The sequence below is a fragment of the Pseudarthrobacter sp. RHLT3-21 genome (genome assembly GCF_059383495.1).
In genome coordinates this window covers 19,156-44,904 of the sequence record NZ_JBWZCI010000024.1, presented here as the reverse complement: position 1 = coordinate 44,904, position 25,749 = coordinate 19,156, and the positions used below count along the sequence as shown (strand labels likewise).

At 62.4% G+C, this 25,749-nt stretch carries 22 protein-coding genes and 1 pseudogene; 8 read left to right on the top strand and 15 right to left on the bottom strand.

The window, feature by feature from the left end:
- Window positions 1-422: 422 nt before the first annotated feature.
- The 10 genes from AC50YA_RS19295 to AC50YA_RS19250 form a co-directional block, all read right to left on the bottom strand.
- A complete protein-coding gene (locus AC50YA_RS19295) occupies window positions 423-1,604 on the bottom strand; it encodes an acyl-CoA dehydrogenase family protein (protein ID WP_494983815.1) in 1,182 nt (393 codons plus the stop codon).
- Window positions 1,605-1,620: 16 nt separating this feature from the next.
- The gene (locus AC50YA_RS19290) at window positions 1,621-2,814 is read right to left on the bottom strand and encodes a CaiB/BaiF CoA transferase family protein (RefSeq protein WP_494983814.1); all 1,194 of its coding nucleotides are present in this window, start codon (window positions 2,812-2,814) and stop codon (window positions 1,621-1,623) included.
- Complete coding sequence (locus AC50YA_RS19285) at window positions 2,811-4,049, bottom strand: hypothetical protein (protein ID WP_494983813.1); 1,239 nt, start codon at window positions 4,047-4,049, stop codon at window positions 2,811-2,813. The genes AC50YA_RS19290 and AC50YA_RS19285 overlap by 4 nt, the downstream gene beginning before the upstream one ends.
- Window positions 4,050-4,059: 10 nt before the next feature.
- A complete protein-coding gene (locus tag AC50YA_RS19280; RefSeq protein ID WP_494983812.1) occupies window positions 4,060-5,301 on the bottom strand; it encodes a CaiB/BaiF CoA transferase family protein in 1,242 nt (413 codons plus the stop codon).
- A gap of 121 nt (window positions 5,302-5,422) precedes the next feature.
- On the bottom strand, window positions 5,423-6,193 hold the full coding sequence (locus AC50YA_RS19275; RefSeq protein WP_494983811.1) for an IclR family transcriptional regulator: 771 nt from the start codon (window positions 6,191-6,193) through the stop codon (window positions 5,423-5,425).
- Window positions 6,183-7,229: a 2-hydroxyacid dehydrogenase gene (locus AC50YA_RS19270; protein ID WP_494983810.1), complete on the bottom strand. Its 1,047-nt coding sequence runs from the start codon at window positions 7,227-7,229 to the stop codon at window positions 6,183-6,185. The genes AC50YA_RS19275 and AC50YA_RS19270 overlap by 11 nt, the downstream gene beginning before the upstream one ends.
- A gap of 150 nt (window positions 7,230-7,379) precedes the next feature.
- Window positions 7,380-8,762: an Nramp family divalent metal transporter gene (locus AC50YA_RS19265; protein WP_494983844.1), complete on the bottom strand. Its 1,383-nt coding sequence runs from the start codon at window positions 8,760-8,762 to the stop codon at window positions 7,380-7,382.
- 249 nt (window positions 8,763-9,011) lie between these two features.
- The gene (locus AC50YA_RS19260; RefSeq protein ID WP_494983809.1) at window positions 9,012-10,469 is read right to left on the bottom strand and encodes an aldehyde dehydrogenase family protein; all 1,458 of its coding nucleotides are present in this window, start codon (window positions 10,467-10,469) and stop codon (window positions 9,012-9,014) included.
- A 42-nt stretch (window positions 10,470-10,511) separates the two neighbouring features.
- A complete protein-coding gene (locus AC50YA_RS19255; protein WP_494983808.1) occupies window positions 10,512-11,198 on the bottom strand; it encodes an RraA family protein in 687 nt (228 codons plus the stop codon).
- Between the two features lies 1 nt (window position 11,199).
- Window positions 11,200-12,324 carry a zinc-binding dehydrogenase gene (locus AC50YA_RS19250; RefSeq protein ID WP_494983807.1) on the bottom strand — a complete coding sequence of 375 codons (1,125 nt, stop codon included), beginning with the start codon at window positions 12,322-12,324 and terminating at the stop codon, window positions 11,200-11,202.
- 140 nt (window positions 12,325-12,464) lie between these two features.
- Between AC50YA_RS19250 and AC50YA_RS19245 the strand changes: the two genes are divergently transcribed.
- Both AC50YA_RS19245 and AC50YA_RS19240 read left to right on the top strand, forming a co-directional pair.
- On the top strand, window positions 12,465-13,496 hold the full coding sequence (locus tag AC50YA_RS19245; protein WP_494983806.1) for a glycerate kinase: 1,032 nt from the start codon (window positions 12,465-12,467) through the stop codon (window positions 13,494-13,496).
- A 1,095-nt stretch (window positions 13,497-14,591) separates the two neighbouring features.
- Window positions 14,592-15,556, top strand: a pseudogene (locus tag AC50YA_RS19240) (DDE-type integrase/transposase/recombinase); the annotation flags it as partial.
- A 92-nt stretch (window positions 15,557-15,648) separates the two neighbouring features.
- Here the strand turns inward: AC50YA_RS19240 and AC50YA_RS19235 are convergent.
- Both AC50YA_RS19235 and AC50YA_RS19230 read right to left on the bottom strand, forming a co-directional pair.
- On the bottom strand, window positions 15,649-15,792 hold the full coding sequence (locus AC50YA_RS19235; RefSeq protein WP_494983805.1) for a hypothetical protein: 144 nt from the start codon (window positions 15,790-15,792) through the stop codon (window positions 15,649-15,651).
- Window positions 15,789-16,088, bottom strand: coding sequence for a site-specific integrase (locus AC50YA_RS19230; protein ID WP_494983843.1), 300 nt, complete (start codon window positions 16,086-16,088; stop codon window positions 15,789-15,791). Before AC50YA_RS19230 ends, AC50YA_RS19235 begins: the two co-directional genes overlap by 4 nt.
- Before the next feature lie 116 nt (window positions 16,089-16,204).
- Between AC50YA_RS19230 and istA the strand changes: the two genes are divergently transcribed.
- From istA to AC50YA_RS19215, 3 genes are all read left to right on the top strand, one after another.
- Window positions 16,205-17,452 (top strand): IS21 family transposase, encoded by a 1,248-nt coding sequence (gene istA / locus AC50YA_RS19225; RefSeq protein ID WP_494983804.1) that lies wholly within the window; start codon window positions 16,205-16,207, stop codon window positions 17,450-17,452.
- Window positions 17,449-18,204: an IS21-like element helper ATPase IstB gene (gene istB, locus AC50YA_RS19220; protein ID WP_494983803.1), complete on the top strand. Its 756-nt coding sequence runs from the start codon at window positions 17,449-17,451 to the stop codon at window positions 18,202-18,204. The genes istA and istB overlap by 4 nt, the downstream gene beginning before the upstream one ends.
- Window positions 18,205-18,547: 343 nt before the next feature.
- A complete protein-coding gene (locus AC50YA_RS19215; protein WP_494983802.1) occupies window positions 18,548-19,240 on the top strand; it encodes a haloacid dehalogenase type II in 693 nt (230 codons plus the stop codon).
- Window positions 19,241-19,313: 73 nt separating this feature from the next.
- Here AC50YA_RS19215 and AC50YA_RS19210 read toward each other — a convergent pair whose 3' ends face one another.
- The gene (locus AC50YA_RS19210) at window positions 19,314-20,060 is read right to left on the bottom strand and encodes a haloacid dehalogenase type II (protein ID WP_494983801.1); all 747 of its coding nucleotides are present in this window, start codon (window positions 20,058-20,060) and stop codon (window positions 19,314-19,316) included.
- A gap of 34 nt (window positions 20,061-20,094) precedes the next feature.
- Between AC50YA_RS19210 and AC50YA_RS19205 the strand changes: the two genes are divergently transcribed.
- On the top strand, window positions 20,095-20,715 hold the full coding sequence (locus AC50YA_RS19205; RefSeq protein WP_494983800.1) for a flavin reductase family protein: 621 nt from the start codon (window positions 20,095-20,097) through the stop codon (window positions 20,713-20,715).
- 58 nt (window positions 20,716-20,773) lie between these two features.
- On the opposite strand, the gene AC50YA_RS19200 is transcribed toward AC50YA_RS19205, so the two are convergent.
- The gene (locus AC50YA_RS19200) at window positions 20,774-22,165 is read right to left on the bottom strand and encodes an SLC13 family permease (RefSeq protein WP_494983799.1); all 1,392 of its coding nucleotides are present in this window, start codon (window positions 22,163-22,165) and stop codon (window positions 20,774-20,776) included.
- Window positions 22,166-22,177: 12 nt separating this feature from the next.
- Window positions 22,178-22,996 (bottom strand): maleate cis-trans isomerase family protein, encoded by an 819-nt coding sequence (locus AC50YA_RS19195; protein WP_494983798.1) that lies wholly within the window; start codon window positions 22,994-22,996, stop codon window positions 22,178-22,180.
- Window positions 22,997-23,171: 175 nt separating this feature from the next.
- On the opposite strand from AC50YA_RS19195, the gene AC50YA_RS19190 reads away from it, so the two are divergent.
- Both AC50YA_RS19190 and AC50YA_RS19185 read left to right on the top strand, forming a co-directional pair.
- A complete protein-coding gene (locus AC50YA_RS19190; protein ID WP_252609640.1) occupies window positions 23,172-23,954 on the top strand; it encodes an IclR family transcriptional regulator in 783 nt (260 codons plus the stop codon).
- 766 nt (window positions 23,955-24,720) lie between these two features.
- Window positions 24,721-25,731 carry an ABC transporter substrate-binding protein gene (locus AC50YA_RS19185; protein ID WP_494983797.1) on the top strand — a complete coding sequence of 337 codons (1,011 nt, stop codon included), beginning with the start codon at window positions 24,721-24,723 and terminating at the stop codon, window positions 25,729-25,731.
- Window positions 25,732-25,749 lie beyond the last annotated feature (18 nt).

Genomic DNA, 25,749 nt, shown 5'->3' with positions numbered 1-25,749 from the left:
AGTGCACGTCTGGTGTCGGCTCGCACCGGAAGACTGCCGGAAGGGTGGGATCTCCCCTCCGGATGATCGCCACTGCCTGACCGTTGTTGTCCTCCGCGACCCATTGGCGATCACCAGTCCTGCGCGCACGGCCTAAGTGGGCGGTGGCTGGGGTTTCAAAGAGGCCTGTCGCGTAGTCGGGCGGGTTCCTGTTCCGGCCATCGATGTTGGTCGGCGCCGGGAGTGAGCAGATCCAGCCGGGAGGAGCGCAGATCAGTTTCCTCAAGAGCTGGTGGATTGCTTTCTTTGATCCTGGCAGCACGGTGGCCCCTTCTGGATAGATGCCTCGTTCACCGTTTGATGACGGGCGTGACGGGCTGCCGCCTCATCGGAAGTGGATGAGGCGGCAGCGCATGCTATCCGTGGCTGTGGTGTTTAGAAGATCAGGCCAGCAGATCCTTGGCGATGATATTCCGCTGGATCTGGTTAGTGCCTTCGATGATCTGCAGCCCTTTCGCCTCACGCATGAAGCGCTCCATTGGGTAGTCCGTGCTGTACCCCTTGGCTCCGAAGATCTGCATGCCGTCCAGGGTTACCTGCATTGCAGTATCAGTAGCGAAAGTTTTTGCCATCCCGATCAGCGGGGCAGCGTCCCTGGCTGACATTCCGCCGTCGAGGACAGCCGCCGACTTGTAAACGAGGTGTCGCGACGCCTCGATCCCGATCTTCATGTCGGCCAGCATCCACTGCAGTCCTTGGAAATCGGCGATCCTCTGCCCAAAGGCCCGGCGTTCCTTGGCGTAGGCCACCGCATGGTCAAGGGATCCCTGGGCGAGGCCTAGTGCACGGGCTCCGACAAGTGGTCGCAGCTTGGTGAAGGTACTCGCAGCGGTCTTGAACCCTGAGCCCTCCGCGCCCAGTCGGTCCGTGACCGGAACGAAAACATTATCAAACTCGACCTCGCAGGATGGAATCGCCCGACCTCCGATCTTGTTCATTTTGGCGCCGCGGCGCACCCCTTCTGCTCCGGTTGGAACGACAAACGCGCTAAGGCCCTTGTGGCCGGGTCCGCCTGTACGGGCGAAAGTGACGAAGTAATCAGAAACGGGCGCGTTTCCCGCCCAGACCTTCTTGCCCGATAGCAGGTAGCCGCCTTCGACGGGGACTGCCCGGGTTTGCAGATTTGCCATGTCAGAGCCAGCATCAGGTTCGGTATTCGCAGTAGAGAAGCGAAGCGTTCCATTGGCAAGGCCGGGCAGGAATCGTGCGCGTTGCTCGGCAGTGCCTGCATCGCTGATAGCGAAGAACGGCTGCCACGTCATCATCAGCAGGTAGGAGGTGTTGTAGCATGCGCGGGTCAAACCTTCAATCGCAAGGGCGCAGGTCAGGATGCCCGACTCACGGCCGCCGTGCTCGACAGAGAACGGGAGCGCCAGCAGGTTCTTCTCCACCAGGAGGTCGAACATGTCTTGGGGATACTCACCGGTCTGATCACGCCGTGCAGCTCCCGCAGCCACAGGCCCGTCTGCCAGAACTCGGATCTCGTCCTGCAGGGCGCGCTGCTCCTGGGTTAATGCGTACTGGGCGTCTTGAACAGACGTGGTCGGTAGGGCTGTGGTGGTCATGATGGCTCCTTCAGTCTTAATTTTCGGTGTGTGGTGTGGTCATTGCTGCTGCCGGTGCGTCGCGGATAACGCCGCGTGTGACTAGCCCGTCAATGGCGGGGTTCTCCATGCCCAGACCTTGAAGGACGTCGCGGGTGTGCTCACCAAGACGCGGGGGCGGCGTCTCGACCCTGAGCCACGGCGGGTCGGTGGTGATCGGCGTACGTAGATGCCTGAGCCCGTGAATGACGGAATTGTGTGGCCGTGTGGTGCGGTCCGGTTCTCCTGGCAGGACATCACCCAGACCCAGGACCGGAGCGCAAACGACTCCGTGGACTCGCAGAGCCGTGAGCCACGTGGCTCTGGGCCGGGTGAGAAGAATCTCGGAGATCAGCGGCCGAAGGGTTGAAAGGGCCGGTCGGTCCAGGCTTTCTTCCGGGACGGGCATGCGGCGGCCGGTTGCCAGTGTGGCCGCCGCAGAAAATCCGTCAAGAGTGTCCAACTCGAGCCACAGGGCTTCGCCATCCGCACAGAGGAACGCGTCACGCACGAAGTCAGTGTTGGCCTCCTGCGGGGGCTGGCTGACGGCAGTGTGCGTGAGCAAGTCAACCTGGGCGAACAACTGCGAATCAAGAAGATTTAAGTCAATTGTTGTGCCGATGCCGGTGACGGAACGATGTCGTACCGCGGCGAGGACCGCGATTGCGGCAAGGACTCCGGCGGCAAAGTCGGGGACGCTGACGCCCATCCTGGTCGGGGCACCGCCGGCACCGGCGGTTTCTGACATGGCACCACTCAGGGCCTGGATGAGGGGATCGTTCGCAGGCTGGGACGCATAGGGACCATCTGAGCCGAACGCGGAAATGGCGCAATAGATCAACCAGGGCCGGTTCCCCCGAAGGACGCCTGCATCCACCCCCAGCCGTTCGGCTGTGCCCGGACGAAAATTGTGGATGACGATGTCGGACTCGCCAGCCAGCTTCTGAACGATTGCGAGACCCTCCGGATCCTTCAGGTCTATTGCGACGCTTCGCTTGCCCCGATTGAAGCCAAGGAAAATAGCGGACTCCTCTCCTGCGTAGACGCCTCCCATGCTGCGGCCGATCTCACCGTTTAGTGGCTCAACCTTGGTTACATCTGCTCCAAGGTCGGCCAGCAGCATGGTGCACCAGGGTCCGGCCACAAAGTGCGTCAAGTCCAGGATCCGAAGGCCGCCAAGAGGCTTCGTCATGGCGTCAGTGCTGGGGCCTGGGGCGTCCGTGTTAGGTTCGCACGCGCGGCTTCCGGAGTCAGGTCCAGCGGAGCCCAGTCCTGGTGAAGGTACCGGTAGGCTGCCTCGACGATCCAGTAATTGCCGTAGGGCATTACATCTTCGAGGGGGAATCGGGAAAAGCCTGCTCCGGCCTTTTCTGCGGGAAGCCGGCCCCAGCTGCTGTGCAGGAGTACGCCGCCGGGCGAAAGATAATTAGTGAAGAGCTCCCTTGTGATGGAAGCGGCAGCGGCAGAGGCCCAGTCCTCCGATGCAGCGTCCATGCGTGCCAACCGCAGCAGTGCATTCGCTGCGATCGAGGCGCTGCAGGAGTCTCTTGGCACTGCCGGCGCTGCCGGGTCTGCGAAATCGTAGAAAGGGACGTTGTCTTGCGGCAAATGGTCCACGTACCAGCGGCAGGTAAGGCGAGCGGCAGCAAGGAATTCGGGCTCGGATGTGGCTTGGAAGGCGTTGACGTAGTTATGCATCGCCCATGACTGTCCCCGGGACCACGTTGTCGTGTCGCTGTAGCCCTGCATCGAATATCGACGGGCCGGTTCTGCAGTCCCGAGATCGAATTCGATTGCTTGGTAGGCCGAGCCATCCGCTCGGATAATCCCGCAGTCGAGCAGTCGCCGGTTGTGTCGGACAGCGTAACTAGCCAGTCCGGGCTCCTGCGCCGCCGCAAAGTAGAAAGGGAGTAGGTTCAGGCCGGTATCGATGACGGCGCGGTTCACGCCGTTGACCTGGAAGAACACGCCGATTCTCTCGTCGAAATTCTTCGAATACTGACGTGTCGCCTCCAGCGCGGTGCCGGTCAACTCCTCGTCGCCTGTCAGTCGAGCGCCGAGGCAGGCAGCGTAGAAAAGATCACTGCCCGCTGCAGAGAATCTTGGCGGTTCTTTGGCCAAGGCATCGGCGACGATGGTCGACAGCTTCAATGCAGCAGCCCGTACCCGTTCGTCGTCGAAGTGATCGGCAACCAGCCACAAGCGTCCGGTGAGGAATCCGACCCACTGAAAGGTGGACCATGAATGCGGAAGATACTTTTCTGATGCGGTATAGCCGCCGGTGTTGTAGCTGAATGCAGGAACGGTGCCCGCCGGCGAGTCTTCGATAATACGAAGAACCGGGTCGAGGCCGGATCGGATGCTTTCCAGGGCCCGTTGGGCCAGGCCTTCAAGTGAAGGAATGGATGAGTTGGTTTCCGTTGTCATGGGTTTCCTTCTAGCGTTCGTGGCCGAGTGGTGCCGGAGCAGGGTCGTCAGCGGGCGTAATATTGGCTACTTCCATGAGGCTGGCCAGGGATTTTGGAGACAATCCGGCCGCCTCCAGGACTTCTAGGGTGTGTTCTCCCAGGAGCGGGGGAGCTTCGCGGACGGGAGGACGTTTCCCGTCAAAGCGCATGGGCAGGGCTATGGTCTGCAGTGTTCCCAGCGTCCGATGTTCGACGTTTGCGATGAGCTCGTTGTGAAGAACCTGGGGGTCCGACATCGCTTCTGAGAGGCTGTTCACGGGGGCGCAGGGGACCCCGGCGTCCTGCAGAATACGAAGCCAGGCCTTGCTTGGTCGCTGGGACATCCGCTCGCCGAGGTGCCGGGCCAGCTTCTCCCGGTGGGCCACTCGTCCCACGTTGGATTCGTAGCGCGGGTCGTCGGTGAGCGCAGGTTCGCCCAATGCCGAGCACAACAGGCGCCAGAATTTGTCGTTGATAATGGCGATATACACGTACCGTCCGTCGCTACAGCGAAACGCCTGATACGGCGAAAATTGCGGATGGGCACTCCCGAGTCGGGGCTGGTCCTCACCGTTTATCAGGAACTCTTGGGCCCGGGGGCCAAGCGCGAACACTTCGACGTCGAGCAGGTTGAGGTCGACCTGGCATCCTTGGCCATGGCGCTGCCGTCCCACGAGAGCGGCGAGAATTGCAAAGCCTGCCATCATGCCGGCACCGAAGTCCGGAACGCTCACGCCCTGGCGGGACGGCGGACCGTCTTCCTCGCCCGTGATGGCCATGGCACCGGAGAGTGCCTGAATGATTGGATCATTGCCGGCGAGGTCAAGGTATGGGCCGGAATCACCAAATGCGGAGATGGAGGCGTAGACGAGCCCAGGATTTTTAGCTGCCAGAGTCTCACGGTCAACACCGAGCTGCGCAGCCTTACCCGGCCGAAGGTTCTCGACCACGACGTCGGCGTGTTCGGCGAGGCTGTAGAACGCCTCGCGTCCTTCCGCTTGTTTCAGGTCCAGCGCGACACTGCGTTTGTTTCGATTGAGCGAAAGAAAGACTGCGCTTTCGTCGGCTGCGTAGACATTTCCGGCCTGGCGGGACATATCCCCGGTTTCAGGCTTCTCGATCTTGATGACGTCGGCACCGAGGTCCGCAAGCACCATCGTGCACCAGGGACCGGCGGCGAGATGACTCAGGTCGAGTACGGTGATGCCCTGCAGCGGCAGATGTGCAGTCATGTTTACTCCAATGTTTTCTATATAGGAATGCGGTTCATCTTTTGGCCGATTTTTTGGCAGCGATGATCCCGATAAGTGTTAGGGCGAGGACATCGGGCAGTGGCCGATGAAGCGCCTGGTGCTAGCGCGGGGCTTCCAGAGCCTCCGAGACCGCGGACGCGGCCTTGATAACCTGCTCACCTAGGTCCCGCTCGAGACTCGCAGGTACAACTGCGCCGAGATAGGTGAGGCTCAGAGCGGCGACGACGGCTCCAGTGTGGTCACGAACGGGGGCTGCAAATCCGGTAATGGCCGAGTGCAGTTCCCGGCGATCCAAGGCGTAGCCGCGTAGGGACTGTTCGTGAAGATCCTGGGTCAGTGCTTCGGCGCTGACCAGCGTGTGCTCCGTTATCGCAGTGAATTCGTGGTCGGCCAACCACTGCTCGCGCTCGGCCTCCGGCATGGCACTGATCAGCACCTTGCCCAGGGACGTGGCGTGCGCCGGCATACGCGTTCCCACGTGCGTGATGAGCTGCACCAGGCTGTCTCGGTTCTCGACCTTTTCGATGAAGACTACTTCATGTCCGTCCAACACGGCGAGGTTGCAGGTGGAGCCTGTCCGGCCGGAGAGCTCCTCCATGGCAGGCCGTGCCAGGTCAGGCAAGTCGCCAATCTCCAGTGCAGCGGCGGCTAGGGAAAACAATCGCAGGCTCAGTCGGTAGCGATGGTTTGCATCGCGGACGACGAAACGCTTGGCCAGCAACGTCTGGAGCAAACCGTGGACGGTGCTCTTCGGCGCGCCGAGTAGCTGGGCTATTTCGACCATCCGAAGCGGCGTTTTCTGTTCGGAGAGCAACTCGATCAGTGAGGCCACGCGTTCAACGGAACGAACGAAACCGTTGTCACTTACCATCGAAGATCTCCTTTGCCGCATCGACGCCGCGGGGGCCAAGACTTGCGGCCGTCCGAGAAAGGCCGTTGGGTGAATTTCCGGTCACGGGATGTGCGGGCGGTCGCCCTTCCAGGACTGCCAACGAGTTCTGTATGGCCATCATCGCCATCCGAGTCCTCGTCTGCTCGCCTGCACTCCCGATATGGGGGGTCAGGACCACATTAGCCAAGTTTAGGAGTCCTGGATGTATCCGAGGTTCGTGTTCGAAAACATCCAGTCCCGCCCCCCGGAGCCTGCCTGTCCTGAGTGCGTCGACGAGGGCGCTCTCATTGATCAGCGGTCCCCGGGCCGTATTGATGACAACGGCTCCGGGCTTCATCGCGGCAAACTGTTCCGGGCCCAGCATGTGGTACGTGCGTGAGTTCAGCGGGGCGTGAAGTGAGAGTACATCTGCCGTGGCCAGGAGCTGGTCGAGCGGCATGCGTTCGACCTCGCCATCGCTCGCCGATGCTGGGCTGCCCAAGGCTATGACCCGCATCCCGAAGGCTCGGGCGCGCCTGGCCATTGCTGCCCCGATGCGCCCGTAACCGACGATGCCCAGCACCTCGCCGGCAAGGTCACGGCCAATGAACAGCCGCGGTCCCCATGCCCAGGCTTCGCCGCGTCGCAGAAAGGCGTCGGCTTCGACGACGCGGCGGTTGACGGCGAGCAGCAGGGCGAAGGCCAGATCCGCGGTCGCGTCGGTCAGAACGTCCGGCGTATTGGTCACAACCACGCCGCGACGCCCGGCCGCATCGAGGTCGACGTTGTCCGTACCGACAGAGACAGCAGAAACCACTTCCAGCTGTGGTCCGGCATGCTCGAAAAACTCCTCGTCGATTTTCTCGGTCAGGAAGGTCACCACCGCAGCGGCACCGCGGACCGCCTCCAGGAACGGCGCGCGCGCCGGAGGCAAATCCCGGTCCGGGTGAACCACAAGCGCTCGACCTGAGGCCCGCAGCCTCTCCATGGGGGTCGGACCAAGATCACGGCTGACATAAAGGTGCCCGATGGGCATGATTGCCTCCTTGAGGAATTGAAGTCGGATAGCGTTCGTTGCTTAGAGCAGTCCGGCCGCGGTACCGATAACCAGTAGCACTACGAACACGCAGACGAACACTATGAACAGGGCAGCAAGTCGTTTGATCAGCACGGGGAAAACCTCCTGTCAGCCGAAGAACTGGACGGCGTAGGCGCCGGCCATTCGAACCGAGAAATACCCGTAGAACAGCACCGCAACGATCATGGCGGCAAGACGGAATCCTTTGAGGCGGATCGCGGTTGGAAGCGCAGTGCGGTTCAGCCGAATCAGCAGGCCGGTGTATACGAACATGATCACTCCACCGAGAACCGCGGAAACCACGAGCAGTGTGAGCGGCTGGTCAAAGCCGGCCAACAGAATCGTCGAGCCGACTATGACCAGGCCCCAGACGCACAGAAAGTAGATGCGGCTTTCAGTCCAGCGCGTGCTTTTCTGCAGGTAGACGGTCTTGAGCACATCGGCGATAACCCTGCTGACATAGTCGACGTTGGCAAGGGCCGAAAGCATCAGACCGAAGCCGCCGACTGTCCAGAATAGCACCCCGAACCAGGGTCCGACGGTTTCTTTGAGTGCATCGCCCATTCCTTCAATGAAGATCAGGTTTCCTGCACCCGGCAGCTCTTTTCCGTAGATGGTGGAGTACGCCATCATGGAGAGAACGAAGATGGACAGGATCGTCATTGCCCAGAAAGTCACAAGCTGTTCAATGTTGGCCACACGCCACCACCCGCGGAAGCGCTTGAGGTTAACTTCGTCTTGCCGCATCATGCTGCCCACTGAGGCCTGGGCAACGTCCTCGCCGGTCACAGGGGACGCGATTCTTGGGATGTGAACGCCCATGCCGTATCCCTTGTCCCTGATCCAGTTGCTCTGAGCGAGATTGGATAGGGCGCCGGCCCCTGCGAATGCGAGGGCGCCGAGGACAACAGTCGGGTTCAGATTCCCTGGCAGCTCACCCAGGCCAGTACCGATGCTCATGACGGCCACGTCCAGTTCACCCCAAGCACGCGCGCTGACCGCGAACACGATCGCAATGATCAGAAAGAGCAAAGTCACGATGACTTTGAAACTTTCGAGCTTTTCCACGGTCTTATAGACCACTGGCGATGCCGTCAACGTAATGGCGATGGCCAGGAGTGCCACGATAGCGATCCACTTTGAGCTGGACGGTTCCAGGCCGAAGGCAAAGCCGAGCGTTGTAGCACCGCTGGTTGCCCATCCCGGCCAGACGACGGTGATAAAGGCCGAGATCGCCATCACCAAGCCCCACGGTTTCCAGAGGCGGACGAAGCCAGCGATCGCCGTCTCGCCTGTCGCCAGGGTCCAGCGTTCAATTTCCATGTTGAGGAAAAACTGGATGGTGACTCCGACGACTGCCAGCCAGAGCAGTGTCAACCCGGCTTCAGCGGTGATGTAGGGCCACAGGATGTATTCCCCGGAACTGATGGCAAGACCGGTGAGAATCAGGCTCGGTCCGATCACTTTCCGCAGTGGGAGGGGCTCCGGCATATCCTTGTACCGCATTGGGGGTAGGTTCTTGCTGGGGACCTCGGGCGCGAATTCGCTTTCGCTTTTGACGCGTTGTTCCGTCATTGGAACTCTCCTCGCTAGTTATGGTCGCCTTGTGTGCCTTCACGGCGTGTGCCGTCGTCCCTGCCGAAGGGCGGGGACAAGCGCTGCGCGGCGTTGCGCAGCGGTTCACGGCTAGTCGGACCCACCATAAGGTGCGCTATGGCCGGCGAGTCGATCTGCGGCCAGTCAGATGCTCGGCTTGAGGTAAACGACTTTGGTTTGGGTGAAGAACTCGGCGTTAGTAAGCCCGATGGAGAATGCTCCGCTGCCGGATTCCTTGACTCCTCCAAAAGGGACATGGGGCTGGCTGAGGGTTCCGTGATTGATGTGCACCATCCCGGCTCGAACCTCGCGGCTGAATCGCATTGCCACTTCGAGGTCCTGGCTGAAGACCACGGCTGCCAGGCCGTACTCCGTGTCGTTGACTATGCTAATCGCCTCTTGTGCGTCACGGACGCGGATGACGGTGAGGACCGGACCGAAGATTTCCTCGCGGGCGACAGCCATGTCTGAAGTGACATGGTCGAATATCGTCGGCGGATGGTAGAGGCCCTCGGGCACCGGACGGTGCGGGGTTGTGCGGACGGCACCTTCTTCGGCGCCCAGCTGTACATACTTCTGGACGCGCTTGAGCTGTGAATCGTTGACCAATGGGCCGACAATTGTTCCTTCTGCATCGCCTGGGCCCACTTTCATCCCGGACCATGCCTCCGTGAGGAGGGCGACTAGCTCGTCGGCGATTTCCTCCTGAACAATCACCCGACTGATTGAGGTGCAGCGTTGTCCGGTCGCCTGAATGGCTGCGTTCGTAATCTCAGAGGCCACCTGACGCAGATCCCCGGCGCTGTGAACATACGCGGCATTTTTTCCGCCAAGTTCGAGCTGGACGGCACCCAAACGGCGGCCGACCGTCTCACTGACAGTGCGGCCCACTCCAGTTGAACCGGTGAACGACACTCCGGCAACCCTGGGGTCAGCGGCGAGCTGCGACCCCACCGTTGATCCCCGGCCCGATACGACGTTAAGTACGCCAGGCGGCAGCCCGGCATCACGCAGGAGCGCCGCGAGGGCAAGCGCCGTCAAAGGAGTCTCGAGCGCCGGCTTGAGGACGACCGTGTTGCCGAAAATGAGCGCCGGGGCGATCTTGCGCAGGGGCGCAACCGCCGGAAAATTCCACGGGGTGATGGCTGCAATGACGCCGACCGGCTCCCGGTCCGTGTAAATGAGTTGACCGGGAACCCTGCTGGGGATGGTGGTGCCATGGATTCGGGTGCCCTCGCCAGCTGCGTAATCCAGTTCGAGGCGTGCGCGTCCCAGTTCGCCCCGCGACTCCGCGAGAGGCTTCCCCATTTCCCGGGTCATCAGCCGTGCCAGTTCCTCCAGGTTTTCTTCGATGAGTTCGCTCCAGCGGCGCAGGATGTCGCCGCGGACAGGTGCGGGGGTGGCGGACCAGCCCGGAAAAGCGTTGACGGCGGCTTCGATGGCTGCGTCGACGTCCTCTGGAGTGGAATCGGGTACGACGCCGACGACGTCATCCCGGTCCGCGGGGTTCAGAGCGTCCACGGGCGCTCCGGTGCTGGCCGTCCAGACGTTATTGATGAAGTTTACGCGCTGCGGATATTCTAGGGTCTGCTGGTCAATCATGTTTTTGTTCCTTCACGAGTTGGTGCCACGATCGGTGGGCTGTCAGCGGGTCATATGTTGGACGACGAGTCCGGAGTCAACCCACTGGCGGTCCCAGCTGTCTGTGCTGATGGCCAGGGTCGTGAGGCGTTCGCGCTCAACGACGGCCTCGGCTTCGGCCACCACCGCAGTGGCGCGGTGGCGTGGTATGAAGACGATGCCGTCCTCGTCTCCGACTACCAGGTCGCCCTGGGACACGGCCGTTCCGCCGATGGCGATGTTGCCACGGATCACTCCGGGCCCGTCCTTGTAGGGGCCCAGATGGGAGACTCCACGGGCGAAGACCGGGATATCAAGGGCGGCGAGCTCGGAAAGGTCCCGCACAGCCCCGTCGACGACTATTCCGTTGACGCCCCTGCTCTGGGCGAAGCTGCCCAGCAGGCCGCCCACGATCGCCCGGTCCGTCTGGCCTCCGGCGTCAATGACAAGTATGTCCCCGGCCACTGCAAGGTCGGCTGCCTTGTGCACCACGAGATTGTCACCGGCGCGGGTCTGTACTGTCAGTGCCCGGCCGACCAGGCGAACGACCTGTGAGCCGCTGGAATTGCCGACAATGGGAGCGAGGCCAACGGCTCCCCCGAAGCGCTGCATGGCGTCAGAAAATGCCGCAGTAGGAAGTTTGGCGCAGCGGGCGAGTAGCTCATCGTCAACTGGGGCAACGTCCTCGTATACGAGGCAGGTTCCGGGCATTTCAGTTTCCAACCAGAGCAGGCCGCAGAACCGCTTTCATGACCTTGCCTGCCTGGACGTGCTCAATCGCCTCATTGGATTGCTCCAGCGGGTACTCGGTGAGGATGCTGGCGAGGTCAAATTCCGCCAGGAGCCGCGGGAGGGTTGTGATGTAGCGGATGAAGTGCTGCGGGGAGAAGCCCCATGATCCTTGGACGGTCAGCTGTTTGCGCGTGATGAAGTGGGGGTTGATCGGCGTGGTGCCATGGTCGGTGTACTGTCCGATGACGCAGTACTGGGCGCCTGGGCGTGCCATGTCAATCCCTTCGGCCACTGCGGAAGGGATGCCGGCACATTCGATCACGACGTCCGCTCCGAGGCCCAGCGGTGTCAGTGCCTTGACGGCGGCGACGCGGTCCTCGGAGCTCGTCCCGTCCGTGACGTCGAAGTGCGCATGCCCCACCCCGAGCTGTGCCGTTGTCTCAAGCCGCGATGCAGGTCCGCCGACGATGATAACTTTCCCCGCTCCGGACAGCTGAGCGTAGATTGCCGCTGCAACACCGACGGGTCCGCTTCCTTGAACGACGACCGTGTCGCCGAACCTGATTTTGGTCTCGTAGAGGACGCCGTGCACTGCGGTGGGTCCGGCGCAACCGAGCGGGATGACGTCGCGGGGAGTGATGCCTTCCGGGAGCTTGACGAGGGTAGTGCCCGGCTGCAAGTACATGCTGTCCGCCCAGCCTCCCGAAAGTCCCGGGAAAGTGTCGGCTGACTGGTTGATCCCGTAAATACGTCGGGAGCCGACACACAGGGTCGGCTGTTGTTCAACGAGGCAGTACTTGCAGCGTCCGCACGCGATGCTGTTCTGCCAGGCTACGGCGTCACCGACCGCGAGCTTCGCGCCCAGTACGTCGTGGGTCAGGCCAGCACCGAGCGCGGCGATCCGACCCACTGTTTCATGACCGAGCACAACGGGCGTGGGAATGGGCAGCCGTCCGGCCTGCAGATGGACGTCCGTGCCGCAAATTCCGGCGAACTCCACATCGACGATCGCGGCGTTTTCGCCTGGTTCCGGAATCTCAAAGGTCCGAAGCTCAAACGGTGTTTCAAAGGCTGAAAGTACTACGGCCCGGCTCTGCCTAGTCATTGATAAGTCTCCTCGTTGTGACCCTTGAAAATCGCTCGGGTTCGCATCTGGGAACCCGGTTCGTAATAAGGTAACTTCTATCTCAACCGAAAACAAGGGTTTCCGTGTCCCACGTCACGAGTACCCCATGAGGAGGACCTATGCATGTCTTGGCAGCACCGGACAAGTTCCGAGGCTCTGCGAATGCCTCAGACGTCGCAGAAGCCATGGCCTCCGCGGCCCGCGCACTCGGCCACACTGCCGAGGCCCTCCCACTTGCAGATGGTGGAGAGGGCACCCTAGAGGCCCTGGGCGGTGCCACCGAAGCGTCTGTAGTCGCAGGACCAAACGGACGCCCCTGCCGAGCACCCTGGCGCCTCGTTGACGGAGTCGCTGTCATCGAAATGGCCCGAGTTTCGGGTCTCGCATTGCTGCCCACAGGCACGAACGATCCGATGAACGCCACCACGTCGGGAACTGGACAACTCATCCGGGAAGCATTCGATAGAGGAGCCCACCGCGTAGTTCTTACCCTCGGCGGGTCTGCAACAACCGATGGCGGAATCGGAGCCGTGCGAGAGGTCTCCTCAATCCCGGCCGGAGCCGAACTGATGGTGGTGTGTGATGTAAATACCGCCTTCCGGGATGCAGCCAGGGAGTTCGGTCCCCAAAAAGGCGCCTCGCACCACCAAATTGCCGAGCTGACTGAACGGCTGGACGTAGTCGCAGCCACGTACTTGGGCCAATTCGGCATTGACGTAAGCACTGTCCCGGGGGCTGGGGCGGCCGGAGGGCTCGCCGGCGGCATGCTTGCCCTCGGTGGAACTCTTGTTCGTGGGTTCGACTACGTTGCGAATGCTCTCGGTCTTGACAACGCTCTAGAAAGAGCTGATTTTGTCCTGACAGGAGAGGGCTTGATGGACCGTCTATCATTCCAGGGCAAGGTCGTAGGCGGAGTCACGTCTCGGGCAATGGCTCGCAACGTAGGATTGGGGGCCGTCGTAGGAGATATCGGGCCGGGCTTCTCCGCTCCTATCCCTACGCATACCCTGGTGGAGGAAGTAGGCCGCGAGCAAGCCTTCCTCAACACGCTCGCAGCCGTCCAGCAGGCCACCACACAGCTCATCCTGAAACTTGAATCAGTCAAAGACGGCAGGATTCAACCGTGGTGGTCAGCCACGAGAGATGGGTGAACAGCACAAAAGCCGGTCTAATTCAGGCTGCTTGGATCGAGATCGGGGGCTGCGTGCCCGGAAGTCTGAACCTGGGCCAGGCTGCCAGCAAGAGCACGAAAACCGCCACCACAGTCTTGGCTACTGAGGGCGTAACAGCGATTCTTGAAACCCTTCTGCAAGGAAGTGGCGGTTGAACCGAAGTGCCCCACGCTGAGCGAGTTTCCTTGGTTGGCGGATGGACAGACATTGCAGCTGGACGTCGGATGCAACCATGCTGTGAAGGGACGAGGGTCAAGTAGAAAACGACCCTTACTGACGTGGTCCGTAACACCATCCTGGATGGCTAGTGGCTCACCGTCAGGGCCGACGGCAAATGCACCGTTATGGCTGTAGTTAGGGCCGGGCATGCCAAACGCCGACGGCGGCGGAATCCGGCGCAGACGGTCAGAACCCGAGTTCGCTATGAAGGGTGGTCGGTAGTCGCGGGGGAGCGTTATTGACCGTCCGGTTAGGGCATACCCCAACCAAACGTCAGGAAGGAACCTGCGCCATGTCAGGCTATGGTCGTCTTTCCGTATGGTTGACGTTCGGTACCGGGGTTCTTGGAACTCAGCCTGACACGCGACAGATGCGCTGATATCGCCGTTCGGACCTATGTGACGCCTGACCCGTCCGCGGTCCTCACCGATGGCAGGGGAGTGGTGGGTGTCGAAGATGGAAAATCTGCCACTTCGCGGGTCATGGCTACAGGGTTTGAACTGTGCAGATTAAGAAAGCAGGGCTGTCAGATCAGTCTTTATGATCCGGTTTTTGGATAGTTGAGAGTGCAGCGTGGATCGCGTTGAAATATTGAAGTCTGGTGTCATAGTCCCTGGCCTTTGCAGAGGGGAGGAACCTGTCGTTTCGTTCAGATGAGGCCATGAGTTTCCGGCTGTCGGGGTTCCATAGGGTTCCCAGGTGGTTTGCAAGGTCGTCTCCGATGGCGGTGCCCCTACGTGTCAGGGTTGGATGAGGCCAGCGGCTCATAGCAAGTTCGTCTAATCCGTAGGGCGAGAATCAGGAACATCAGCAATGTCTATCTCCACGATTTCCCCGGTGCGGGAAGATGGGTCCATGAGTAATGCTGGCCCCCGCGCCGGTGGGCCGTCCCCTCGAAGGTCGTTCACCCCGGCACAAAAATTGGCGTACTTGGATGCGTATCAGCAGGCCTGTGACGATGGCACCGGCGGCGGGGCATACCTGCGCCGCGAGGGCCTGTATTCATCCCAAATCACCGAGTGGCGCAAGCTCCGTGACGCCGGCGTCCTGGAGGGCAAGAAGCCCGGAGAAAAGATCGGCAAGCCCACTGCTGAACAGGCAGAAATTGGACGTCTACGTCGGCAGCTGGAGGTGAGCGAACGCAAGCTGGCACGGACTGCGGCTGCGTTGTCGATTATGGAAAAAGCACGACTGCTTTTGGAGGATATCTCCGAAAGCGCGGAGCAGCAGCCCTGGTACAAGAAACCCTGATGTCTGCCTACACCGCCCTCACCCAAGCGGACATCCCAACCAGGGAAGCGGCCGTGATTGCCGGGATCTCCAGGGCCACAGCGACCCGCAAACCCCGAACCCCGGCGGAAGACCCGCTGCCTGCCCCGGCACCGGTAAATAAGCTCTCAGCGGCCGAGCGTGCCCACATCCTGGCGACCGTGAACTCGAAGGATTTCATCGACCTGCCGCCGGTGCAGATCTATGCCCGGCTCCTGGATGAAGGCATCTATTTGTGCTCAATCTCCACGTTCTACCGCGTCCTGGAGGAGAACCGGCAGGTCAAGGAACGCCGTCGACAGGCACGCCACCCGGCCCGGGCCATCCCGGAGTTGGTCGCGACCTTACCCGGGCAGGTTTACACCTGGGACATCACCAAGCTCGCCGGCCCGATCAAGGGCAAATACTACGATTGCTACGTCATGATCGACATCTATTCGCGCTACATTGTCGGCGCCTACGTCCATGCCCAAGAGTCTGGCGAACTGGCCGTGGAAATGATGAAGGAAATCTTCGGCATCCACGGCATCCCACAGATCGTCCACGCCGACTATGCCGAGGAAAACGCTAAGCCGAGGAACCTTGCTGCTGCCATTGCCATGCGGGGAATCGAGATTCTTTCCTCGGCTTAGCGTTTCCGGGGTTACCGGAGCGTATGGAGGATTTGCAGTTTCTCTTCGCTGAGCCACTCGGTGTCAGCGTGGTTGATTCCGGGCGTTGCGGCGTTCAGCGCTTCTTTCATCATCTCGAGGGTGGCGAAGGCGTAGAAGGCTGAGGTGGTGCTCATGCTTTCGTGTCCGAGCAGTTGCATGATGATCGGCAGCGGAATCCCCTGCTTGTAGAGGCCATGGCTTTGGTCTTGCGGACCATGTGGCAGTGCAGCTTGACGGGGATCGACGGACAGGAATTCCGGGCCCTGTCCCCAGCCTGCTTGAGGATTACCGAGATGCTGTCCTCCGAGAGCCTGGTGGGTTCCCCGAAATGGAGGCTGTTGAACAGCGGGCGCGTTGCCTGCCGGTTTGCCCGCTGGGGATGGAACTCATTGAGATAGACCTGAAGGTGTTCGACCGTTTTGTCGCCCAGGGGGACGACACGGCTCTTGTTCCCTTTCCCGGTCAGCGTCAGGTGTGCCGGAGGCTGTTAACGCCAACCGAAAATAGGGCCAGGAACGCCAACTGAAAATAGGGCCACCGACCATTATGGAAGTGATCAATTTGGATGATTGGGCGGAGATACGCCACCTGTTTTCGACGGGCAAGCACTCGAAGCGTGAGATCGGCAGGATCGTGGGGGTTTCCCGCGGAACGGTGGATCGGGCGCTGGAGTCGGACCGGGCGCCGAAGTATCAGCGGGCGGCCGGAGTGTCGAGTTTTGATGCGTTTGCTCCCAGGGTGCGGGAGTTGTTGGTGAAGACGCCGACGATGCCTGCCGCGACGCTCGCGGAGCGGGTGGGCTGGTCCGGTTCCGCGTCTTTGTTCCGGGCGAAGGTCGCCGCGATCCGGCCTGAGTACGCCCCGCCGGATCCGGCTGACCGTTTGGTTCACGAGCCGGGGTTCCAGGTCCAGTGTGATCTGTGGTTCCCGCATGAGCCGCTGCCCGTTGGTGAGGGCCAGGCCGATACGCCGCCGGTGCTGGTGATGACTTCGGCGTTCTCGGGATTTATCCAGGCGCGGATGCTGCCGTCGCGGACGACGCCGGATCTTCTGGGTGGGATGTGGACTCTGCTGCAGGACGCGCAGGCGGTTCCGTCGCGGTTGTTGTGGGACAACGAGTCCGGCATCGGCAGGCGCCGGCCCACGGAGCCGGTGGCCGCGTTCGCCGGGTCCCTGGGGTTGGAGATCAAGCTGCTTCCGCCGCGGGATCCGGAGTCCAAGGGCATGGTCGAGCGGATGAATAGGTTCTTCCGGCAGCGCTTCATGCCGGGCCGGGATTTTCGCTCCCCAGCGGATTTCAATGGCCAGCTGGAGGACTGGCTGCCCAAGGCTAATCACCGGTACTCGCGGTCCCGCCACGGCCGCCCGGACGAGCTGATTGTCCTGGACCGGGAGAGGATGCGGGAGCTGCCGCCGGTGACCCCGGAGTCGGTGTTCCGCAACGCGGTGCGGCTCCCGCGGGATTACTACGTGCGGGTGTTCTCCAACGACTATTCCGTGGACCCTTCATTCATTGGGCGGATCGTGGATGTCATCGCTGATCTGGACACCGTCTGGGTCGCTCATGAGGGTGTCATCATCGCCACCCACGTCCGGGCTTGGGCCAGGCACCTGGTGGTGACCGATCCTGTCCATGCGGCCCGTGCGGCGGTGATGCGCCGGGACTTCCGGACCCAAAGAGTCCACCGCCCCGAACCAGTGGAAGCGGTGCAGGTGCGGGATCTGGCCGCCTATGACGAGATCTTCGGCATTGACCTCGGCCAGCAACCTGCGCATCTGGAGGTGGCCTCATGACCGGGACGCCGTCACAGATCGAGTACTACGCCCGGGCCCTGCGCGCACCGCGGATCAGCGATGGGTTCCGCCGGCTCGGGGACCAGGCCAGGGACGCCGGTTGGACTCATGAGGAGTACCTGGCAGCGGTCCTCTCCCGTGAAGTCTCCGAACGCGAAGCCTCAGGAGCGGCGACACGGATCAAGGCCGCGAGGTCCCGGCCCACAAGGACCTCGAGGAGTTCAACTTCGACCACCAGCCCTCCGCGGACCGGAACCTCATCGCGCACCTGGGCACCGGGGTGTTCCTCTGGGGCCAAAAACGTGGTCCTCCTCGGGCCACCCGGCACCGGCAAAACCCACCTCGCGGTCGGCATCGGCATCAAGGCAGCCAAGGCCGGGCACCGGGTCCTCTTCGACTCCGCCACCGGCTGGGTCGCCCGCCTCCAGGAAGCCCACTCCCGCGGGAAACTCGCCCAGGAACTGGTCAAACTCCGCCGCTACGGGCTCCTCATAATTGACGAAGTCGGCTACATCCCGTTCGACCAGGACGCGGCGAACCTGTTCTTCCAGCTCGTCTCCAGCCGCTACGAACACGCCTCCATGATCCTGACGTCCAACCTCCCGTTCGCCCGCTGGGGCGACGTCTTCGGAGACCTGACCATCGCCTCGGCCATGATCGACCGGATCGTCCACCACGCCGACGTCATCAGCCTCAAAGGCAACAGCTACCGGCTCAAAAAACACCAACCCGCCGCCAGTACGGCACAATAGAACCACAACCCCGTGGCCCCGTTTTCAATTGGCACTAATGGCCCTATTATCGGTTGGCGTTAACAGCGGTCATTGCTTGGACCACTGAACGCAGGCCATCGAGGTTGCTGGCGAGCCGGTCCATGCTGTGGACCACGACAGTGCCTCAGTCAGGGCGAAGCGCATCAGTTCGGCCAGCTGGGGACGGGTGTACGACCGGAGGCCTTGTTTCTGAAAATCCGATCCCGACCTGCGCGCCGAGCCCGTCTGGGACCGGCGCGCAGACTGGATGAAGCATCGATGGCCCGGGCGCGGCAATTGGTCGGATTGAAGAGCTACGTGACCGTGAAGACGAAGGGAACCCATGAACAGCGCACCGTCAGTCATTGTTTTCGATGTCAACGAAACACTTTCGGACATGTCGCCTATGGGGGTGCGGTTCGCCGAAGTCGGCGCTCCGGCCCAATTGGCGAAACTTTGGTTTGCCACGCTGCTGCGGGACGGCTTCGCGCTCACCGCTGCCGGCGGCAACGGCGCCTTCGCCGAGATCGGCGCAGAGGCCCTGCGCGGGCTGCTACCCACTTCGGACATAGGGATGGACCTGGACCAGGCGGTGGCGCATGTCATGGAGGGAATGACAGGACTCAGCCTGCATCCCGACGTCCCGCATGGCGTCCGGGCCTTGCGGGCAGCCGGATACCGGCTGGTCACGCTGACCAACGGCTCCGCCCAGGTCGCAGAAAAACTGTTCACGCCCGCCGGAATCCTGGACCAGTTCGAGCTACTTCTTTCCGTGGAGGATGCCCCAGCGTGGAAGCCGGCAGCGACCGCTTACCACTACGCCTCCGGGGCCTGCGGCGTGGAACCTGGCGAAATGATGCTCGTTGCCGTGCACCCCTGGGACATCCACGGGGCAGCCCGGGCCGGGCTGGGAACAGCGTGGATCAACCGGAACGGGGCCAACTACCCGGACTATTTCGCCGCCCCCGACTACACCGTCGCGACCTTGACCGAACTCCCGGAAGCGCTGGGGCAGTGCGGGCTTAGCGTTCCTTAAGCGGTGGAGGTTAACCCACCGACGGCAGGGCTCCACTCCACCCGCGGCCGGACGGGCGGAGGAGTTACGCAGCTCAGGCACCGAGCTGGTGAGCCAGCCCGGTGATGCTCGACGCCAGGAGGTCCCAATCACTCTCCGGCGTCAGGTCCGCAACCTGGCTCGGGCCGTATTCGGTGGGGCGCGCGATGAACGCCGTTGCCAGCCCGGCCTCCCGGGCAGCACGCAGGTCGTTGTTGTGTGCGGCCGCGAGCATCACCTCGCCGGGCCCAAGGTCCAGGAACTCCGCAGTTCGAAGGTAGGCCGCCGGCAGCGGCTTGTACGTGCGCGTCATGTCCGAGCCGATGATCACGTCCCACGGAAGCCCGGCGTTTCTGGCCATGTCCACAAGCAGCGAGGTGTTGCCATTGGACAACGGGCCCACGATGTAGCCGCGGCGGACCGCGGCCAGGCCCTCCACGCTGTCCGGCCAAGGGGGCAGGCGGTGCCAGGATCTGTTCAACTCCTCCAGGGTCCGTGCGTCCAGCCGGTCCGGGTCGAAGCCGTGGCTGCGGAGCACCTGGTCCAGGTTTTCGCGGTGGAGGGTGTCCAGGGTGGCGAATTCACGGGATCCGGAGCGGATGGCCTCCATGGCTGGCTGGTACAGCGCGCGCCACTCACTGGCGAACGCCTCGGCGTCGAGCTCCTGCCCGCGCGCCGCGGCGAAGGCATCCACCTGCCGCGCAACGCCGGTGCGCCAGTCCACCACCGTGCCGAACGTGTCGAAGAGGATGGCGCGCACCTCGCACCCCGTTGATGGTGAACGGTATGGCTGGAACCTCATGTCCTGTCTCCTTCCCTGCCCGTAGTCTGGCAGCATGCGAACTGATTTCAGCCCCACTGACACGTCCGCCCGCGATTTCTACCGGCTACTCACCGCCGTGGTGGTGCCCCGGCCCATCGCGTGGGTCTCCAGTGTCTCCCCGGAGGGCGTTGACAATCTTGCCCCGCACTCGTTCTTCACGGTGGCTTCCACGAATCCGCCCATTGTGCAGTTCACCTCGGTGGGGGAAAAGGATTCGCTCCGTAACATCACCAAGTCCGGCGAGTTCGTGGTGAACCTTGCCCCGGCCTCGCTGCTGGAGGAGGTCAACGCCACCGGCACCAATTTCCCCCCGGACGTCAGCGAGTTCGACGCCGCCGGCCTCACGCGGGAGCCGAGCCTCACCGTGGGTGCGCCGCGGGTCAAGGAATCCCCGGCGGTGCTCGAATGCCGCCTCCACTCGGTCCTGCCGATGGGAGACTCCATCCTGGTCTTCGGCGAAGTGACGCACGCTGCCGTAAGCGACGCGGTGCTGGACGGGAGCCACCCGCGGATCGAACTGCTGGAGCCGCTGTCCCGGCTGGGCCTGGACGAGTGGGGCACCCTGGACACCATCCACGACCTCAACCGGATCCGGCTTAAGGACTGGCCGGGGCATTTCCGCCCGAAGGCATAAAAACTTAGGGAAAGGGGCGCCCGTCAGGACACCCCTTATCCCTTCAGCTTCGCAGTGTTTAGCCGAGGCCGAGCTGCACGAACACGAACCACACCAGGAGCGGCACTATGCCGATCATGGCGATGGCCCAGAGCAGCAGCGCCCGGAAGAACATCCGCTCGTCCTTGGGCTGCGCGCTCGCCATCAGCAGGGCGCCGCTGGTGGACATCGGGCTCACGTCAACCACCGAGGAGCTGATGGCAATGGCCGTCACAACCCCAACGGGGGTGAGCAGCGGATCCATGGCAATGGGTGCCACCACCGGGCTGATCACGCCGAGGGTGCCGGTGGTGGAGGCGAAGGCCGAGACGATGGCCACCACATAGCTGGTGAGCAGAGCGGCAAGGGAGCTGTTGCCCAGGCCGGCGATGCCTTCCTGGAGTTCCTTCAACGCACCCATCTTTTCCAGCATGCCCACGTAGGTGACGATGCCTGTCACCAGGATGATCGCGGACCACGGCATGCTTTCCACTGCCGGCTTCTGCACGCTCGAGTCCAGGACGATCAGCACGGTGGCAATGACCAGCGAAGCGACGCCGACGTCCAGGCCCAGGACGGTGGTGAGCACCAGCAGGGCGGCAATGCCCACCAGGGTGAGGATCCGCATGGGCGTTGCGGCTACCTTCTCGGGGCCGGTCAGGGTGGTGTTTCCGGCAGCGACGGCGGTGTGCGCCGGGGCGGTAAGGACAGCCGTTGCTGTCCCGGACGGGCCTGTCGCGCTGCTTCCGGCGGGAGCGGCAGCACCGCCGTCGTGCCTTACATCTCCAGCGTCACCGGTCTGGTGACGGGCCTCCACCTTGGCCGTGCGGCGCTTCATAATGGCCTGGACCAGGACGTAAGCGATCGCGGCCAGGATGGCATTGAAGACGAAGCAGTAGGCGTAAAGCTTGAAGGAACCGTCCGTGGCTCCGGCACTGTCCAGCATCTTGTTGGCCAGCACGCCGAAAGGGTTGACCGGGGAGAAAGCGCCGGCGTTGGCGCCCTGGACAATGACGAGGCCCATGGCAAGGGTGCTGATGCCGAACCGCATGCCCAGCGCCAGGCCTACCGGGGCCACGATGGCGATGGCCGCGGGGGTGAACGCGCCGGCCGAAGCCAAGGCGGCCGTCAGCAGGAACATCAGGATGGGGACCAGGATCTTCCGGTCGCCGGCAAGCCGTTCAGCCCAGTACGCCAGCAGGTCGATGGTTCCGTTGATCCGGACAATGGCGAAGAGCAGGGTGGCACCCACCAGGATGAAGAACAGCCCGGCGGGGAACTGGCCGATGACGTCCTTGATGGACATGCCGGCCAGGAGGGTTCCGACGCCGAACGCGGCCACGGTGGCCAGCAGGCCGGCGTTGATTTTGGTGAAGGAGCCGACGGCGAAGGCCGCCACCAGGACCAGGAACGCGATAAGTGACAGGGACATGGTGCCGGCCGCCTAGGAGTTCGCGGGGGTGAGGACGCCGGCGCCGGACAGCAGGCTGCCGGCTCCGGTGATGGCGGGCTGGTGGCCGAGGGCCTTGAGGATCTCGTACGTGGTGGCCGTGGCCGCCGTGATGACCGGCAGCCCGAGTTCGTCCTCCACCGCCTGGACCGCGGCCAGCGACGGCATCTGGACGCAGGCGGAAAGTACGACGGCGTCTGCACCTTCGCGCTGCAGGCTGCGGGCAAGCGCGGGCAGGTTCTGCGGGTCAAGGCAGCCGACGTCAAGGTTGTCCGCCACCTCGAGGCTGATCGCGTCCAGCACGGTGATGCCCGAGCCTTCGATGTAGTCCACAACCATCTGGGTGAGCGGCTTCATGTAGGGGGTGATCATGGCCACCTTGCGTGCGCCGATTTCCTGCAGGGTCCGGACCAGGGCGCCCGCGCTGCTGGTGACCGGGGCAGGGTGGCCGTTGCCGGCGGCGGCGTCCGCGATAACTTTCTCCGAGCCCACATGGGCCTCGGGGCCCTGCGCCATGACGGCGACCAGGCACGCGTAGGCGATGACGTCCACGTCGGCGTCGGAGACTGCCTCCGCGCAGTCAGCTGCCTTGCCCACCATGGCCAGCAGCTCTTCCCGGGTGACCTTCTTCATGCCCGCCCGGGCGGAGTGGAACGTGTATTTGTGGCCGGTCGCCTCGGCCTGGCGGCGGAACAGCTCCGGCAGTTCAGTCTCCATGGTGGTGTTGGAGCTGGGGACGATCAGTCCCACCCGGGAGGAGCCCGGGCGCTTGGGCTCGGGCGCGGTTTCGCAAGTGACTTCGGGGGTGCTCATGGTTTCTCCACGTCTTTGTGCTGGGGCTTGAGGGATATGACCCACACTGTGGGTTCTCGTCCCATGATGTGGGTCACCCGGCTAGGATGTCAAATAGATCACGTTCCGAAGGTCCGCTTCCGGCTCACTAAGCTGGAGGCTCTCACGGAACAGTAGCTGAAGGGATGTACAAAAAGTGGCGACGGAACCGGGCGCTGGGGCCTCACCCCTGCTGGTCCTGCATAAGGTGGCGGAGATCCTGGACTGTTTTTCGGTCGACGCTCCGGAGCCGACGCTTCAGCAGATCATCCGGAAGACGGGCCTGCCTTCCAGCACCTGCCAGCGGCTGGTGCAGAACATGCTGCGGGAAGGCTTCCTGGACCGCGAGGGCGACCGGTACCGGATCGGCATCGGGCTGGTGCGCTGGGCTACTCCCGGGACGTTCGGGCTGGACGTGGTCCGCTTGGTGAAACCGGTCTTGCAGCAATTGCGCGACGACACAGGTGAGACCGCATGCCTATACGTCCGGGATGGGGCCTTCCGGACCATCGTTGCCGTTGCCGAGACGCGCCACGTGGTGATGCGGCCGTTCATGGTGGGCATGGTGATGCCGCTGCATGCCGGAGCTCCGGGCAAAATTTTTCTTGCATTCGACCCCGAGGCGTGGGATGCCCTGGACGAGCACGGACTCGACAGTTTTACCCCCGGCACGCCGGCGTCCTTGGAAAAGCTCCAGAAACAGGCGGCTATGGCCCGGGAACAGGGGTTTTATGCGGCTTTTGGGGAACGGAACGAGGACGTCGGTTCCATCAGTGCACCCGTATTCGACCACGCCGGGCGGCTCACTTGCGCTATCGGCCTGGGGTTTCCTAACCAGCGGATTGGGCCCGCCGACGTCGAACGGCTGGGACCCGTGGTTGCCCGCGCTGGCCTGGAAGCCAGCCGTGCTCTGGGGTATGACTGCAGTGCGTCAACTTAGATGGACACGGACACGCGACGGGAGTTCTCGCATCCACTGCAACTCCCGCGCTTTGAAACGCCGATAATGAAGATATGTAAGGTTGAACAATGATTATTCGCTGAATCCTTGGCAAACACCGGGGCGAACGAAACTCAGATACGCGGACGCCTCGCGGCCGAACGCAGCGAGGGCACACACCCCAGCGCCTCAGTGACCATGGGCAAAGGGGCTGCCAAGGCCAGGAAGACCCGCAGCGGGGAAGCAGTCGGCGCCGAGCGCACAAAGGGTGGGCCAGCGCGTAATTCGCTGTGCAATTTTCTAGATCAGATTGCAGCCGACGTGTCGGAGTTCCACACGCAGGCATGATTCAGGTCCCTTTGTCGTCGGCAATGTTAGTTTTCCATCCGACATTCCGGGGAGTTCGACCTCATGCGCTGGAGGATGGATGATCGGGCTATGCCTGGTCGCGACGTGGGCTGACGATCTCGGGCGTCAGGGCGGGGCCGCGGTCCGGACGAACAGCCGGTCATGGACCCCCGTGGTTCCGCCGATTGCCACGGCGGCAACTCCAAGCGGCATCCCACTTTGGCCAGAGCGGCAACACGCGCGGTTTCTGATGCGTAGGGCTTCCGCGTAGGCCCATTCATCGAGCATGGTGCGGTTGTAGCGCTCGACTTTGTACGAGAGCAAGACTCTGCCTAGCAGAAGAATAATCTGGACAGCAGTGAAGTGATGTGTTTCACTTACTGGATCATGCGCTACACACAATGACGAGGAGAAACGCATGCAATCGACCTTAGGCAATCCGGACCGCCGGGGATTCTTGAAACTATCGGCCGCAGCGGGGGGCGTCGTGTTTCTAGGGCTCACGACGGGTTGCGGGCAGGCTGGGGGCAGCGGCGGTGGCGCTTCCAAAGGGTATTCCGGTGATGTCGCGATTACGGGCTTGGCGAGTTTGATCCACTCGGCTCCGTTCTTCATCGCCCAGTCCGAGGGCTACTACGAGGAAGAGGGCCTCACGCTGGAACACATCCAGTTCCCGGGAGGGCTGGATACGGTCAGAGGGATTGAGTCGGGTATTGGATTCGGCACCTCTTCAACCATCCCCGTCTTCATTGCCGCGGAAAAGGGGATGGATGTGAGGATCTTCGGCAACCTCTACACGGCTGCTTCCGTTGACTTCATCGCGCTGCCAGACTCCCCGATCAAGACCATCCAGGATCTCAAAGGCAAGAAAGTTGCAGTCAGTACACCCGGATCAAACTCCTCCTATTTTGCAGACCGTACCCTGCGGGAGGCCGGTCTTGTTCCCGGCAAGGATGTCGAACTGATCAGCGTCGGATCCGCGAGCGATTCCTGGACTGCGGTGTCAAAGAACGTCGTCGATGTTGCTTGGACGGCATCCCCTCTTTCCGAGAAAATCGCTTCCGAAAGTGGCGGGAAGGTTATCTGGCGGTCCCGCGACTATGTGACGGATTGGTCGGATACTTCCCTGGTTGCGACGGGGTCATTCATCGACAAGAACACCGAGGCATTGAAGGGATGGGGCCGGGCGCTCCAGAAGGCTATGGACCTCATCTCAAACGATCTGGAAAAAGCGGCCGATGCATACGGCAAGGCCATCAAGTACGAACCGAAAGTTGCGCTTGAAGCGCTAAAAAACTCCCAGAAATTCTACAGCCTCGACTTTACTGACGCCCAGTTGGCCGCCGTCGTCGCTGCCGGTAAGGCTCAGGGCCAACTGACCAAGGAACCGGACATGAATGCCATCGTCATGAAGAACTTTCTCTCATGAGTCAGTCACCCACCATGC

Coding starts and splice junctions, on each gene's coding strand:
- AC50YA_RS19235 (WP_494983805.1), bottom strand. CDS start 15,792: ATGAGCACCACCTCAGCCTTCTACGCCTTCGCCACCCTCGAGATGATG.
- AC50YA_RS19270 (WP_494983810.1), bottom strand. CDS start 7,229: ATGCCCATCGGGCACCTTTATGTCAGCCGTGATCTTGGTCCGACCCCC.
- AC50YA_RS19295 (WP_494983815.1), bottom strand. CDS start 1,604: ATGACCACCACAGCCCTACCGACCACGTCTGTTCAAGACGCCCAGTAC.
- istA (WP_494983804.1), top strand. CDS start 16,205: ATGGAAGTGATCAATTTGGATGATTGGGCGGAGATACGCCACCTGTTT.
- AC50YA_RS19200 (WP_494983799.1), bottom strand. CDS start 22,165: ATGTCCCTGTCACTTATCGCGTTCCTGGTCCTGGTGGCGGCCTTCGCC.
- AC50YA_RS19265 (WP_494983844.1), bottom strand. CDS start 8,762: ATGCCGGAGCCCCTCCCACTGCGGAAAGTGATCGGACCGAGCCTGATT.
- AC50YA_RS19290 (WP_494983814.1), bottom strand. CDS start 2,814: ATGACGAAGCCTCTTGGCGGCCTTCGGATCCTGGACTTGACGCACTTT.
- AC50YA_RS19210 (WP_494983801.1), bottom strand. CDS start 20,060: ATGAGGTTCCAGCCATACCGTTCACCATCAACGGGGTGCGAGGTGCGC.
- AC50YA_RS19185 (WP_494983797.1), top strand. CDS start 24,721: ATGCAATCGACCTTAGGCAATCCGGACCGCCGGGGATTCTTGAAACTA.
- AC50YA_RS19255 (WP_494983808.1), bottom strand. CDS start 11,198: ATGCCCGGAACCTGCCTCGTATACGAGGACGTTGCCCCAGTTGACGAT.
- AC50YA_RS19195 (WP_494983798.1), bottom strand. CDS start 22,996: ATGAGCACCCCCGAAGTCACTTGCGAAACCGCGCCCGAGCCCAAGCGC.
- AC50YA_RS19260 (WP_494983809.1), bottom strand. CDS start 10,469: ATGATTGACCAGCAGACCCTAGAATATCCGCAGCGCGTAAACTTCATC.
- AC50YA_RS19275 (WP_494983811.1), bottom strand. CDS start 6,193: ATGGTAAGTGACAACGGTTTCGTTCGTTCCGTTGAACGCGTGGCCTCA.
- AC50YA_RS19215 (WP_494983802.1), top strand. CDS start 18,548: ATGAACAGCGCACCGTCAGTCATTGTTTTCGATGTCAACGAAACACTT.
- AC50YA_RS19250 (WP_494983807.1), bottom strand. CDS start 12,324: ATGACTAGGCAGAGCCGGGCCGTAGTACTTTCAGCCTTTGAAACACCG.
- AC50YA_RS19285 (WP_494983813.1), bottom strand. CDS start 4,049: ATGACAACGGAAACCAACTCATCCATTCCTTCACTTGAAGGCCTGGCC.
- AC50YA_RS19205 (WP_494983800.1), top strand. CDS start 20,095: ATGCGAACTGATTTCAGCCCCACTGACACGTCCGCCCGCGATTTCTAC.
- istB (WP_494983803.1), top strand. CDS start 17,449: ATGACCGGGACGCCGTCACAGATCGAGTACTACGCCCGGGCCCTGCGC.
- AC50YA_RS19245 (WP_494983806.1), top strand. CDS start 12,465: ATGCATGTCTTGGCAGCACCGGACAAGTTCCGAGGCTCTGCGAATGCC.
- AC50YA_RS19280 (WP_494983812.1), bottom strand. CDS start 5,301: ATGACTGCACATCTGCCGCTGCAGGGCATCACCGTACTCGACCTGAGT.